We start from the raw sequence: 13,157 nt of genomic DNA, 5'->3' as shown, positions 1-13,157 counted from the left end.
GTCGGTGATCGGTGTCTCCGAACCCGGCAGCGACAGCAGCAGCGGCGGGATCGACGCGACGGCGTTGCCGAGTGAGACGACTGCGCCGGTGAACTTCTCCAGCGGGTCGATGAGCGTGGCGTCGGTGCCGGCGCGCCGTGGCGGCACCGGGACGTCGTCGCCGTCGACGACGTGTCGTTCCGGGTGCGCCGGGCCAGCACGCTGGCGGTGGCCGGCGAGTCGGGGTCCGGGAAGTCCACGCTGGCCCGGATGGTGCTCGGCCTGCTGGCACCCACGTCGGGGCGGGTCAGCGTCGAGGGCCGCGACGTCGCCGGGCTCGACCGTCGCGAGCAGTTGGCGTTCCGGCGCCGCGTGCAGCCGATTTTTCAGAATCCGTTCGGCAGCCTGGACCCGATGTACTCGGTGTACCGGTTGGTGGAGGAACCGCTGCGGATACACCGCATCGGCGACCGCGCGGCCCGGCTGGCCACGGTGCGGGAGTTGCTGGAACAGGTCGCCCTGCCCGCGGCCGTGCTGGACCGGCGGCCGCGGGAGCTCTCCGGGGGGCAGCGCCAGCGGGTGGCGATCGCCCGGGCTCTGGCGCTGCAGCCGGATTTGCTGGTCTGCGACGAGGCCACCTCGGCGCTCGACGTTCTGGTCCAGGCCCAGGTGATCGACCTGCTCTCCGAGCTGCAGGCCCGGTTGGGACTGACCTACCTGTTCATCAGCCACGATCTGGGGCTGATCCGGCAGATCGCCGACGAGGTGATGGTGATGCGGGCGGGCCGGGTGGTCGAGGGCCCGCGGCCCACCGCGGAGCTGTTCGGTGACCCGCGTGCGCGGTACACCGTGGGCCTGCTGGAGGCCATTCCCGGTAGGGTTGCCGGCCGTGACCGATGACCCGCTGGCGCCGCTGATGGATCTTCCGGGGGTTGCCGACGCCGCGGCACAGGCCCGGGAGGCCCTCGGCCGGGCGCACCGGCACCGGGCCAACCTGCGGGGCTGGCCGGTGACCGCCGCCGAGGCCGCGCTGCGCGCCGCGCGGGCCTCCTCGGTGCTCGACGGTGGGGCACCGCAGATCGACGAGAACTCGGTCGGTGATCCGGTGTTCGCCGGCGCGTTGCGGGTCGCCCAGGCGCTGGAGGGCGGAGAAGGCACGCTGGTGGGGGTGTGGCGGCGGGCGCCGCTGCAGGCGCTGGCGCGGCTGCACGCCCTGGCCGCCGCCGACCTGGCCGAGGAGGACGCGCTGGGGCGGCCGCAGCTGAATCCCGAGGTGTCGGCGCGACTGGACCTGTTGGGGCGGCTGGTCACCGGCGCCACCCGGGTGCCGGCCCCGGTGGTGGCCGCGGTGGCCCACGGCGAGCTGCTGGCGCTGTCGCCGTTCGGCAGTGCCGACGGGGTGGTGGCCCGTGGCGTGGGCCGGCTGGTCAGCATCTCCTCGGGCCTGGACCCGCACGGCCTCGGGGTGCCCGAGGTCTTCTGGATGCGCCGTGCGGGTGACTACCGCGAAGCCGCAGCGGGTTTCGCGGCGGGAACCGAAGCCGGCCTGACCCAGTGGCTGATGCTCTCGTGCCGGGCGCTGCAGGCCGGTGCCCGCGAGGCCGAGGCCATCGCCAAGGCCAAGGAAGACGCCGCGCAGAAGTAGCGATCACGTCGTTGGCGGGACGAAAAACGCTGCCGCACAGACGAAGCGGGCGGCGATCCGAAACAGTTCGGCTCGCCGCCCGCTAGCACGGATGCCCGGTTACCATGCGTGCAACTGGGGGCTGCGTGGGTTGGCCTCGGCGATCTTGCGTCGCGCTGCGGTTGCAGTCCCACCCAAAGGTCTGTCGGCACCGCTCGCATTTTCGCAATTACGCAGGCCCGCAACACTTCTGCCATTATCGCGGCTGTGACTCCGCGTGGGTTCCGGGATCCGTGCTGGGTAGCCGGGTGTGGGAGACTGAACCTTCTCTTCCGGATCAGACTTGGCCTCACCTGGCTTCCGTGCTTCATTTGTACTACGTGACACCGGTCACAGCAAGGGTGAAAACTGCGAACCCGCTGTGCCGAGGCCGGATTGTTACTGGTGTGCTCAGAGCGCGTACCGGCGCAGCAGCGAATACGTCAGCGCGCCTGCGGCCAGGGCGCTGAGGCCGACCGCCGCGCTGGTCGCCACGGCAGCGCCGGACGGGGCGGGGATGCGGTCACGCAACGACACCGGCTTGCTGAAGGTCAGCACCGGCCACTGGCGGTTCAGCGCCTCCTTGCGCAGAGCCCGGTCCGGGTTGACCGCGGTCGGATGCCCGACCGCCTCCAGCATCGGAAGATCGGTGATCGAGTCCGAGTAGCCGTAGCAGTGCTGCAGCGGATACCCCTCGCGAGCGGCCAGTTCGCGAATCGCCTGGACCTTCCCCTCGCCGTAGCAGTAGAAGGCGACCTCGCCGGTGTACTTACCGTCCTCGACCACCATCCGCGACGCCATCGCGTGGGTGGCGCCCAGGGCCCGGGCGATGGGCGCCACGATCTCCTCCCCGGAGGCCGACACCACCACCACGTCGCGCCCGCACAGCTTGTGGTCGGCGATCAGGTCGCGCGCCTCGGCGAACACGAGCGGGTCGACGATGTCGTGCAGGGTCTCCCCGACGATCGACCTGACCTGTTCGGCGTCCCACCCCGCGCACATGCTCGTCACGTAGGAGCGCATCCGATCCATCTGATCGTGGTCGGCGCCGGACATCAGGAAGAAGAACTGCGCATAGCTCGACTTGAGGACAGCCCGCCGGTTGAGCAGTCCCTGATCGAAGAAGGGTTTGCTGAAGGCCAGGGTGCTCGACTTCGCGAGGACGGTCTTGTCGAGGTCGAAGAAGGCCGCGGTCTTGGCGCCGGGGCTCGGCTCGGCGGTCGTTTGCTCGAGGCGGGGGCGGCCGGCGTCCGGGTCGGGGGCGGTCACCGCACAAGAATAGGGGGTCTGTGACAAATTCCGGGATGCGGTCTAAATTGGCAGTTCAAGCCACGTGTCAATGACGGTAATTTCTCACGAGAAACACAGCCGGAGACTTGGGTTTCGGACTTGCGCTGCCCACCTTCGTCGTGTGTATAGTGAGCATTACTCGGCTTATGCCGGGTGTGCATCAGCCCGACCCCCCGGGGCTGATACACGACGACCCTCGCCTCCTCCCCCCCTGGCGGGGGTCGTCCCCTTTCTAGGGGTATTCGCCAGGAATCCGCTTTCGTGCGGTCGACGCGGCCGATGACGGCAGCGCTGGTGACCGAGGCTCCCGCCCCACCCCGGACGCGCACGGCTGATCGCCGTCGGTGGTGGCAGCATCAAACACCGCGGCATCAGCTTCCTGGTGCGGGAACGGTGCTGCTTCCGCGACGACATCGACCTCGACGACCTGTCGTACGGCGACTGGCGTGAGTACGCACGGCTCTGCGGTGAGGTGCTCGCCCAGGCGCACGCCCGCTCGGACGGGGCCGGACTGCTCGACCACGACGTGGAACCCGACATCGTCGCCGCCATGGGGCCCCGGGAGCTGTTCGTCGAGGACATCGTGGGCTTCGCCGAGGAGGCCGACGCCCGCAACAAGGCCGACCACAGGGCATTCGGCGCCGACCACGAAGTGGGGGCGTTCCGGCGGGTGGACCTGGTGTACCACTGAACCTGCATGCGTGAGTCCCGTTATCCCCATACGGGATTGCGTCCCCAATGTGCAGACCACCGGCTGGTGGATGTGGGTGTCGCCGAGCACGGTGTAGGCCATGACCAACGAAGCCGGCGTGCTGGCGCTGCTGGGGGCCCCGGAGGTCCGCGACGAAGCCGACCGGGTGGCCGCCGCGGCCGGTGTCCACGTCGTGCACCTGTCACCCGGTGCCCGGATCAGTCGGAAGGTCTGGGTCTCCGCGGTGGCCGTGCTGCTCGACGCGCAGACCGCCGGCAGCGCCGCCGCGGCAGGCCTTCCGCGCCGGCCGGACACGTTCGTGTTGTGCGCGGGTGGGTCCGCACCGGACACCGCCACGCTGACGGCGGCCCTTGCCGTGGGGGCCCGGCAGGTGATCGAGATGCCGGACCGGGCCGATGAACTGGTGCGCGAGCTGTCGCGCGCCGCGGAGACCACCCCCGGTGAGAGGGGCCGCGGAGCGCTGATCGCCGTGCTCGCCGGGCGCGGCGGTGCCGGTGCGTCGACCCTGGCCGCCGCCGTGGCCCGTGCCGCGCAGTCGGCCGCGCAACCGGCCGCGCAACCGGCACTGCTGGTCGACCTCGACCCGTGGAGCGGCGGGATCGACCTGCTGCTCGGGATGGAGAGCCGGCCGGGGCTGCGCTGGCCGGACCTCGCAGCCGCCGGCGGGCGGCTGAGCTGGCCGGCGCTGCAGGAGGCCCTCCCCGGCGAGGGACGGCTCCGGGTCGTCTCGGGGGCCAGGTCGGCCCACGAACCGGCACCGGCCGCGGTGGACGCGGTGATCGGCGCCGCATCCCGCGGCGGAGCCACCGTCGTCTGCGACCTGCCCCGCCGGCTGACCGACACGGCGCTGGTCGCCCTGGCGGCCGCGGACCTGGTGGCCGTGATCACCTGCAGCGATGTGCGGGCATGCGCCGCGACGGCGGCGCTCGGGCCCGTCGTCGCCGGGTACAACCCGGCGGTGGGCCTGGTGGTGCGGGGTCCCTCGCCCGGCGGGCTGTCGGCCGGCGACGTCGCCGAGACGGTGGGGCTGCCCGTGCTGGCGGCCATGCGCCCCGAACCGATGCTGGCCGAGAAGTTGGAGCGCGGCGGCCTGGCGCCGCGGCCCCGGTCGCCGCTGCTGTCGGCGGCGCGCACCCTGCTGGCGCTGGCGGCGCGCAGCCCCCTCGAGCCGGGGCGGGTGGCGGTATGAGCGACTCCCTGTTGGACCGGGTGCGTGAGCGGCTGGTGACCGAGACCGGCGATCGGGGCGCGGTCCTGCACCCCGCGTCGGTGGCCCGCGCGATCCGCGCCGAGTCCGGCGGGGTCCTCGGCGACACCGAGGTGCTCGCCAACCTGCGCGCCCTGCAGACCGAATTCACCGGCGCCGGCGTTCTCGATGCCCTGCTCGGCGCGCCGGGAACCACCGACGTCCTGGTCACCGCTCCGGATGCGGTGTGGGTCGACGACGGCAAAGGGCTGCGGCGCAGCGGAATCCGTCTTCCCGACGAGGATGCGGTGCGCCGTCTGGCGCAACGCCTGGCGCTGGCGGCGGGCCGGCGCCTCGATGACGCGCAGCCCTGGGTGGACGGCCTGCTCCCGGGATTGTGCGGCGGGCGGATCACGGTGCGCCTGCACGCCATCCTCCCGCCGGTCGCCGCCGCGGGGACCTGCATCTCGCTGCGGGTGCTGCAACCCGCCGGGCAGGACCTGCCCGCACTGGTCCGGTCGGGGGCCGTCGAGCCGGCCGCCGAGGAACTGCTGCGGGGTGTCATCGCGGCAAGGCTGGCGTTTCTGGTCTCCGGGGGAACCGGTGCGGGCAAGACGACGCTGCTCTCGGCCCTGCTCGGGACCGTCGGTCCCACCGAACGGATCATCTGCGTCGAGGAGGCCGCCGAGCTGGCCCCGCCGCATCCGCACCTGGTCAACCTGGTGGCCCGCGGCGCCAATGTCGAAGGGGCGGGGGAGGTCACGATGCGTCAGCTCGTGCGGCAGGCGCTGCGGATGCGTCCGGACCGGGTGGTGATCGGCGAGGTCCGCGGCGCCGAGGTGGTCGATCTGCTGGCGGCACTCAACACCGGCCACGCCGGCGGGGCCGGAACCCTGCACGCCAACAACACCGCCGACGTTCCGGCCCGGTTGGAGGCACTCGGGGCCCTCGGGGGCCTGGACCGGGCCGCACTGCACAGCCAACTGGCCTCGGCCGTACAGGTGCTGCTGCATGTCGATCGCCGCGCCGAGGGCCGCAAGCTCACCGAGATCGCGCTGATCCGTGCCGACGGGAACGGCACCTGCCGTGCGGTCGCGGCGTGGCGGGCCGGACCCGGGACGACCCCGGCGGCCGACGACCTGGTCCGCCTGCTGACCCGGAGCTCGCCATGACGGGCTGGGCCGCGCTCGTGCTCGCCGCGGCGGTCCTGATCCACCCCGGCGCACCGCGTCGGCGGCTGGCCCCACCCGGTCGATGCCGGAACCGGCACCGGTGGGTGCTGGGGGTGCCCGCGGCCGGCGCGGCGGGCCTGACCGCCGCCGCCTTCGGCCCGGGCGTCGCCGTGTCCACCGCGCTGGTCCTTGCCACCGTCGTCGCCCGGCGCCGGCGAGGCCGGGCCCGTCGCCGTCGACGCGAGGAGGGCTGGATGCTGTACGGCGCGTTGGAAGCGCTGGTCGGGGAGCTGCGCATCGGCGCCCACCCGGTGCAGGCCTTCGCGGCCGCCGGAGCCGAACCGGTCGCCTCACGCGACCCGGCCGACCCGGTGCGTGCGGGGCTACGGGCGGTGGCACATCGGGCGCACCTGGGTGCGGACGTGGCCGCGGGCCTGCGTGGGGCCGGTGACCGCTCGGCGCTGCCCGCAGCCTGGCACCGCCTGGCGCAGTTCTGGCAGGTCGCCGACCGGCACGGCGTCGCGATCGCCGACCTGATGCGGGCCGCGCAGCACGATCTCGCCGAACGGCAGCGGTTCGCGGCCCGGATGGACGCCGGAATGGCCGGTGCCCGGGCGACCGCGACCATTCTGGCCGGGCTGCCGGTGCTGGGTCTGCTGCTCGGTGAGGCGATCGGTGCGGCCCCGCTGGCCTTCTTGACCGGCTCCGGTGCCGGCGGGTGGTTGCTGGTGGCCGGTGCGGCGCTGACCTGCGCCGGGCTGTGGTGGGCGGGACGGATCACCGACCGGGGGATCCCGTGACGGCCGCGGCGTTGGCCCTGGCGATGGCGGTGCTGGTCGGCGGCGGGCGCACCCGGGTGCGTCGGCGGATCACGGTGCCCTCGACGCCGGTCACCGGTCGCGGGCACGGCGATGCTCCGGACCCGCTGGCGGCCGCCTCGGCGCTGGATGTCCTGGCGGTGTGCCTGTCGGCGGGCCTGTCGATCCCCGCCGCGGCGCGGGCGGCCGCGCAGGCCGCACCCCGGTCGCTGGCCGATGTGCTGCACCGTGCGGCCGATCTGTTGGTACTCGGGGCCGAACCGGACATCGCATTCGGCGCCGGTGGCCGCGACGTCGACGATCCGAACTGTCTGGCACTGCTGCGGCTGGCCCGCCGTGCGGCCTCGTCGGGCACGGCGCTGGCCGGTGGTGTGGCCGAACTCGCCGACACGGTGCGCCACGACGCGGGCGATGCCGCCGAGGCCGCGGCCGAACGGGCCGCGGTGGTCATCGCCGGGCCGCTGGGGCTGTGTTTCCTGCCGGCCTTCGTCTGCCTGGGCATCGTCCCGGTGGTGGTCGGGTTGGCCGCCGATGTCCTGGGCGCGGGTCTGCTGTGATGCTTCGCGGGCTGGCCGCGGAACCCCGATGTGGGGGCGAGGAAAGGGGAAGTCAGGGTGGACAGTGTTATTCGACGGATCGCGGCTTTTCGACGGATCGTGGTTCTTCGACGGATCATGGCGCGGCTTGTGGTGCTGGGTGCCGACGAGGCGGGAATGTCCACGGTCGAATACGCGATCGGGACCATCGCCGCGGCCGCGTTCGGTGCGATCCTCTACACGGTGGTGACCGGCGATTCGATCGTCGGTGCACTGACGAACATCATCACCCGGGCGCTGAACACCGCGGTGTGATCGGCGATGCCGGAATCGGAACGGTCGAGGGAGCTCTGGCGATCGCGACGCTGGTCGTGGTGGCGATGGTGTGCCTGGCCGGGGTCGGGGTCGTCGGCGCCCAGATCCGCTGCGTCGACGCCGCCCGCGAGGCCGCCCGGCTCGCCGCCCGCGGCGATGGTGACGCGGCCCGCCGAGCGGTGCGGCTCGTCGCGCCGGCCGGCGCGGGCCTGCACCTCGCACGGGACGGCGCGTTCGTCGTGGCCACCGTGGACACCCGCGCGGATCTGCTTCCCGGGCTGGGATTCTCGCTCACCCTCACCGCGCGGGCCGTCGCCGCCGCTGAGTCCGGCCGGCGACGAGGGCGCGGCGGCGGTGCTCGGGGCGGCGCTGGTGGCGGCGGTGGTGGTGACCGCGCTGGCCATGACGCAGTTGGGGGCGGTCGTGGTGGCGCGGCACCGCGCGCAGGCCGCGGCCGATCTGGCCGCCCTGGCGGCCGCCGCCGGATTGCCCGCCGGTCCCGGCACCGCCTGCGAGGGCGGCGCGGCGATCGCGCGGGCGATGCGCGCGGTCCAGGTGGGCTGCGACGTTGAGGATCTCGATGTCGTCGTCACCGTCGAGGTCCCGCTGCGCGGCATCTGGGGCGTCTCCGGGCCCGCCCGGGCGGGCGCTCGCGCAGGTCCTGGACGGGGGCCCGCTCAGCGGGCGGCCAGCTCGTCCTCGGTGGGCTCGCGCATGACCATCAGCCCGGCGTAGACCCCGGGTTCCAGCTCGACCCGGTGCAGGGTCACATGGACCGGCACCCACTCCTGGTCGGTCCCGCGCAACCGGATGACCCGCCCGGCCGTATCCCCCTGGGCGAACTGCTCGCTGATCGCGGCGCGTTGCCGGGTGTCCTCGGGATGGGTCTCGGGGTGGCGCCAGTCGTAGAACGGGCACGGATCATCGAGCCACTTCAGCAGTTTCCAGGTGCGCAGATCGATCAGAGCCCGGTAGGTGCCGGGGCGGGCCAGGCTGTTGAGGATGCGCTGGGCCAGGTTGTCCCGCTTGGTGGCCGGGGCCTCGCGTTCGCTGCGCCAGTTCATCGCCCGGGCCAGCAGGTGTTCGGAGCCGTCCTCGGTGGGTTCCAGGCCGGCCCTGGCCGCGAAGCCCACCGTGATGATCTCGCCGGTGCGGGCGGTCACGTCCCAGGTGTCGGCGATCTGGGCCCCCGGACGACTGTCGACCGCCAGAGCCAGCACCCGGGTCTCGCTCGGGTTCAGGTCGCGGGTCGGCAGATCCTCCGCGAACGACCGGTCGTGCAGCGATTCGGTGCCGGGATCCATTCCACTGTTGGCCAACGACTCCGGGGTGTCGGTGGCCACTCCGGTGGTCAGATCCCAGACCAGGGGGCCCGGAACCGGGCGCTCCGGGGGCACGGCGTCGGCAGGGCCCAGCCACAGCTGCACGCCGTGCACGGTGCCGTCGGACATGCGGACAGGCTCGGTGCGGATCACCCGGTCCCTCTTGGGGGTGATACTGGACAGCGGGGCGCCGGTCTGGACCGTTTCGGCGACCGCGGTCTGGATCGCCGACCGATTCGGGCTGCGCCGCAGGAAGGTGCTGATCGGCACGAAGCTTTTGACCCGAATACCCTGCGCGACCACCGAAGGCTCCGCGCCGAGTGTCTCGACGAGCAGCCAGTCGTGCGTCATGGCCATTGAGCTTACCGACGCCACCGCCGGATTCGGGCCAGTCCACGCCTTCGAATCCCGCAGCAGTTGACACCTGTCAGGTTTGATGGCCGGCGTATAAGGGCGTACTTGCTTGCGCAAAGCGTTCGCGCCCGGTAGTTTTCGCCTGCGCCCGACCTGTCGGGATGGGGAACGGATCGAGTTGTCCGACCGTTCGACGCGCCAGCGCCGCGTGTGCTGAACGCATCCTGGGAGGTCGGCCGTTCGAGGGGTCGGTCGTCACCCCAGCGCGGCCAGCACCACGCGCAGCACCGCCACGGCCCCGGCCTTGTCCAGAGGGTCATTCCCGTTGCCGCACTTGGGTGACTGCACGCATGACGGGCAGCCGGCGGGGCACTCGCACGCCTCGATCGCCGCGGCGGTGGCACCCAGCCATGCGGCGGCCTGCCGGAAGCCCTGTTCGGCGAATCCCGCGCCGCCCGCGTGCCCGTCGTAGACGAACACCGTGGGCACACCGTCGGGTCCGATCGCGGTGGACAGCCCGCCGATGTCGCCGCGGTCGCAGCTGGCCACCAGCGGCAGCAGCCCGATGGCGGCGTGTTCGGCGGCATGCAGCGATCCCGGTATGCGCAGCGGGTCGATCCCGCTGTCCTGCAGCGCTTCCGGTGTGATGGTGTACATCGATGCCACGGTCTGCAGGGTTCGGGGCGGCATGTCGAGTTCGACGAAGTCGAGCACCTCGCCGGTGACCGCGCGGCGCAGGTAGCCGACCACGGTGTTGGTGACCGCCACCGGCACGCATCCCAGCGTCACCTCGCCCAGGGGCACCCGATCACCGTCACCGGTGACGGTGATGTCGGTCAGTTCCCGTGCGTGCGTGGTGTATCCGGGATCTTCGGCGTGCACGAACGCCAGCGCCTCGCCGAGATCCAGCGAGTCCACCACGTAGGTCTCGCCCTGGTGCAGGTACACCGCACCCGGGTGCACGGTGGCCGGCGCCTGCCCGGCACCCACCTCGCCCAGCAGCCGGCCGGTCTCGGTCTCCACGATCGCGACCTGCCCGCCGATGGAACCCCGGATGTCCACGCCGGCATGGGGTTCGAGTCCCGGCGCCGGGAAATACCGGTCGCCACGGCGGCGCAGCAGTCCGTCGTCGACCAGTCCGGCGACGACGGACTCGGCGTCCCATGCCCGGATCTCGGCGCCTCCGAGCGGGAGTTCGGTTGCCGCGCAGAGCAACTGTGGGCCCAGTACGTACGGGTTGGTGGGATCGATCACCACCCGCTCGATGGGCTTGTCCAGCAGCGCTTCCGGATGGTGCACCAGGTAGGTGTCCAACGGGTCGTCGCGGGCGATCAGCACGATCAGCGCGCCCTGGCCGCGCCGGCCCGAGCGTCCGGCCTGTTGCCAGAACGAGGTCACCGTGCCCGGGAACCCGGCCAGCACGACGGCGTCGAGTCCGGCGATGTCGACTCCCAGCTCGAGCGCGTTGGTGGTCGCCAGCCCCAGCAGCTCGCCCTCGGCCAGCGCGCGTTCCAGGGCCCGGCGGTCCTCGGCCAGATAACCGGCCCGGTAGGAGGCCACCTGCGCGGCCAGGTGCGGGGCGACGTCCTCAAGCCGGGCCCGCGCCCCGATCGCGGTCAGCTCCGCCCCGCGCCGGGACCGCACGAACGTCAGGGTCCGCGCGCCCTCGACGATGAGGTCGGCCATCACCCGGGCCGCCTCGGCCCCGGCCGAGCGTCGCACCGGCGCCCCGTTCTCGCCGGTGACGTCGGTGCGCAACGCCGGCTCCCACAGGGCCACCGTGCGCGTGCCGTGCGGCGAACCGTCCTCGGTGACCTCGGCGACGCTCTCGCCGATGAGCTCGGCGGCGGTCTCGCCCGGGGCGGCGGTGGTGGCGCTGGCGAAGACGACCGTCGGGGCCGGTGCCCCGGCGGGACGGTAGCGCGCGGCCATCCGCAGCAGGCGGCGCAACACCATCGCCACGTTGGATCCGAAAACTCCCCGGTAGTAGTGGCATTCGTCGACGACGATGTAGCGCAGCCCGCGCAGGAACACGGCCCAGCGGGCGTGGTTTCGCAGCATCGACAGGTGGATCATGTCCGGGTTGGAGAACAGCCACCGGGACCGCTCGCGCGCCAGCCGGCGCACCTCGGCGCCGCTGTCGCCGTCGTAGGCGGTGGGCATGACGTCGGCGAGCCCGGGAATTGCCGCGGTCAGCGCGTGCGCGGCCTTGAGCTGGTCGTGGCCGAGCGCCTTGGTCGGCGCCAGATAGAGGGCGCGGGCACGCGGGTCGGCGGCCAGCGCCGTCAGGACCGGAAGCTGATAGGCCAGCGACTTGCCGGACGCGGTGCCGGTGGCGACCACCACGTGGCGGCCCTCGTGGGCCAGTGTGGCGGCGCGTGCCTGATGCGACCAGGGCGCGGTGATGCCGCGGGCGGTGAAGGCGCGCACCACCTCGGGGTCGGCCCACAGCGGCCAGGCGTCGGCCTCGCCGCCGCGGGCGGGCATCTCGGCGACGTGGCGTACGGGCTGCTCAACGGTGGCGGGACCCCCCGAAAGTGCCCCCGCGATGACCGCGGAGAGCAACTCGCTGCCGAAATTAGCCGTCACAACCTGAATTGTTCACCAGTTGGTAGCCGTGAGACTGTCGCGATGTCCCCGGACGTGGTTGGATAAAGACGGTCGCAGCTTCTGTGTGGTGTCAAAGCTTTCGCAGGATCGACGTTGCGATCGCGGTTCCTGCGAAGGATGTGCGGTCGGAACGGGCCCGATGCACCGAACGGTCGGTGTATCGCACCCGGTAGGAAAAGTAAGGAAAGATCGAGAGATGCCACAGGGAACTGTGAAGTGGTTCAACGCGGAGAAGGGCTTCGGGTTCATTGCGCCCGAGGACGGGTCCGCCGACGTGTTTGTCCACTACACGGAGATCCAGGGCAGCGGTTTCCGCACCCTGGAGGAGAACCAGCGGGTGGAGTTCGAGGTCGGCCAGAGCCCCAAGGGGCCGCAGGCCACCGGCGTGCGCTCCATCTGAGTCGAAGCTGAAAGAACCCCCGGCGGTCTGTCTACGCCGGGGGTTCGCCTTTGGCGGCCCGGCGTCCCCGACCGGCCGCCGGGCCTGGCCTAGTGTCGAGTCGTGAGCCAGCTCTCTTTCTTCTCCGCCGAATCGGTGCCGCCCGCGGTCACCGATCTGACGGGGCTGCTGGCGGCATCGGGCCAGGTGGTGACGGTCGGTCCCGACCGTGCCCGGTTGTCGGTCGTGGTCGACGAGCCGTGGCGGGCCACCGCCATCGCCGAGATGATGACCGAGGCCGGCCTGGATCCCGAGGTGACGCGGACCGAGGAGAACACGCCGCTGGTTCGCGCCAGGCCCGACCCGCGCCTGGCACCCGTCGCCGCCGCGTGGACCCGCGGCGCGGTCAAGACGGTGCCGCACGAGTGGGTGCCCGGACCGCGGGAGCTGCGGGCCTGGACCCTGGCGGCGGGGTATCCCGATGCCGACCGTTATCTGCTCGGGCTGGACCCGCACGCGCCCGACACCCATTCGCCTTTGGCCTCCGCGCTCATGCGGGTGGGGATCGCACCGACTTTGATCGGCACCCGGGGGGCGCGTCCGGCCCTGCGGATCGGCGGTCGCCGGAGGCTGTCGCGGCTGGTGGAGAACGTCGGGGAACCCCCGCCGGGGGCCGATGCGTTCTCGAAATGGCCCCGTGTATGAAACCCTGTCGGCTGGGTAGCCGGTTTGCGTCGAGGACCACGGAATGCAAAATTGGCACTGCCCGCAAGGTCGGGGGCCTTGCCGTGGGTCGGGGGATGGAAGAAGTGGGAGCGTAA

13 protein-coding genes and 2 pseudogenes are annotated in these 13,157 nt (G+C 72.4%); 12 read left to right on the top strand and 3 right to left on the bottom strand.

Features of this window, described 5'->3' with window-relative positions:
* Positions 1-129: 129 nt before the first annotated feature.
* Together CSR00_RS23555 and CSR00_RS23550 are read left to right on the top strand one after the other, a co-directional pair.
* A pseudogene (locus tag CSR00_RS23555) lies at positions 130-879 on the top strand (ATP-binding cassette domain-containing protein); the annotation flags it as partial.
* Positions 880-895: 16 nt separating this feature from the next.
* On the top strand, positions 896-1,624 hold the full coding sequence (locus tag CSR00_RS23550) for an oxidoreductase (protein WP_099024842.1): 729 nt from the start codon (positions 896-898) through the stop codon (positions 1,622-1,624).
* A 429-nt stretch (positions 1,625-2,053) separates the two neighbouring features.
* Here CSR00_RS23550 and CSR00_RS23540 read toward each other — a convergent pair whose 3' ends face one another.
* Positions 2,054-2,911, bottom strand: a complete 858-nt coding sequence (locus CSR00_RS23540; RefSeq protein ID WP_099024834.1) for an HAD-IB family hydrolase — start codon at positions 2,909-2,911, stop codon at positions 2,054-2,056.
* A 352-nt stretch (positions 2,912-3,263) separates the two neighbouring features.
* Here CSR00_RS23540 and CSR00_RS23535 point away from each other — a divergent pair, with 352 nt between their 5' ends.
* The 8 genes and pseudogenes from CSR00_RS23535 (at position 3,264) to CSR00_RS23505 (ending at position 8,406) form a co-directional block, all read left to right on the top strand.
* Complete coding sequence (locus CSR00_RS23535) at positions 3,264-3,623, top strand: DUF2252 family protein (RefSeq protein ID WP_099024833.1); 360 nt, start codon at positions 3,264-3,266, stop codon at positions 3,621-3,623.
* 100 nt (positions 3,624-3,723) lie between these two features.
* Positions 3,724-4,833, top strand: a complete 1,110-nt coding sequence (ssd, locus tag CSR00_RS23530; RefSeq protein WP_176562222.1) for a septum site-determining protein Ssd — start codon at positions 3,724-3,726, stop codon at positions 4,831-4,833.
* Positions 4,830-6,002, top strand: a complete 1,173-nt coding sequence (locus tag CSR00_RS23525) for a TadA family conjugal transfer-associated ATPase (RefSeq protein ID WP_099024832.1) — start codon at positions 4,830-4,832, stop codon at positions 6,000-6,002. The genes ssd and CSR00_RS23525 overlap by 4 nt, the downstream gene beginning before the upstream one ends.
* Positions 5,999-6,802, top strand: coding sequence for a type II secretion system F family protein (locus CSR00_RS23520; protein WP_099024831.1), 804 nt, complete (start codon positions 5,999-6,001; stop codon positions 6,800-6,802). The genes CSR00_RS23525 and CSR00_RS23520 overlap by 4 nt, the downstream gene beginning before the upstream one ends.
* A complete protein-coding gene (locus CSR00_RS23515; RefSeq protein ID WP_218014533.1) occupies positions 6,799-7,377 on the top strand; it encodes a type II secretion system F family protein in 579 nt (192 codons plus the stop codon). The genes CSR00_RS23520 and CSR00_RS23515 overlap by 4 nt, the downstream gene beginning before the upstream one ends.
* Positions 7,378-7,494: 117 nt before the next feature.
* On the top strand, positions 7,495-7,671 hold the full coding sequence (locus tag CSR00_RS23510) for a DUF4244 domain-containing protein (RefSeq protein WP_099024830.1): 177 nt from the start codon (positions 7,495-7,497) through the stop codon (positions 7,669-7,671).
* 65 nt (positions 7,672-7,736) lie between these two features.
* Positions 7,737-8,003 (top strand): annotated as a pseudogene (locus tag CSR00_RS31600) (TadE family type IV pilus minor pilin); the annotation flags it as partial.
* Positions 8,004-8,058: 55 nt separating this feature from the next.
* Complete coding sequence (locus CSR00_RS23505; protein ID WP_328514759.1) at positions 8,059-8,406, top strand: Rv3654c family TadE-like protein; 348 nt, start codon at positions 8,059-8,061, stop codon at positions 8,404-8,406.
* On the opposite strand, the gene CSR00_RS23500 is transcribed toward CSR00_RS23505, so the two are convergent.
* Positions 8,349-9,344, bottom strand: coding sequence for a PAS domain-containing protein (locus CSR00_RS23500; RefSeq protein WP_099024839.1), 996 nt, complete (start codon positions 9,342-9,344; stop codon positions 8,349-8,351). The genes CSR00_RS23505 and CSR00_RS23500 overlap by 58 nt on opposite strands.
* 258 nt (positions 9,345-9,602) lie before the next feature.
* Positions 9,603-11,936 (bottom strand): DNA 3'-5' helicase SftH, encoded by a 2,334-nt coding sequence (locus tag CSR00_RS23495; RefSeq protein ID WP_099024828.1) that lies wholly within the window; start codon positions 11,934-11,936, stop codon positions 9,603-9,605.
* 217 nt (positions 11,937-12,153) lie between these two features.
* Here CSR00_RS23495 and CSR00_RS23490 point away from each other — a divergent pair, with 217 nt between their 5' ends.
* Together CSR00_RS23490 and CSR00_RS23485 are read left to right on the top strand one after the other, a co-directional pair.
* A complete protein-coding gene (locus tag CSR00_RS23490; RefSeq protein ID WP_003925183.1) occupies positions 12,154-12,357 on the top strand; it encodes a cold-shock protein in 204 nt (67 codons plus the stop codon).
* A gap of 102 nt (positions 12,358-12,459) precedes the next feature.
* Positions 12,460-13,041 (top strand): hypothetical protein, encoded by a 582-nt coding sequence (locus CSR00_RS23485; protein WP_099024827.1) that lies wholly within the window; start codon positions 12,460-12,462, stop codon positions 13,039-13,041.
* Positions 13,042-13,157: the final 116 nt, after the last annotated feature.

This window comes from Mycolicibacterium palauense (assembly GCF_002592005.1).
In the GTDB taxonomy this organism is placed as follows: domain Bacteria; phylum Actinomycetota; class Actinomycetes; order Mycobacteriales; family Mycobacteriaceae; genus Mycobacterium; species Mycobacterium palauense.
The sequence above is the reverse complement of the archived record's forward strand: the minus strand, read 5'-3'. Positions and strand labels throughout refer to the sequence as shown.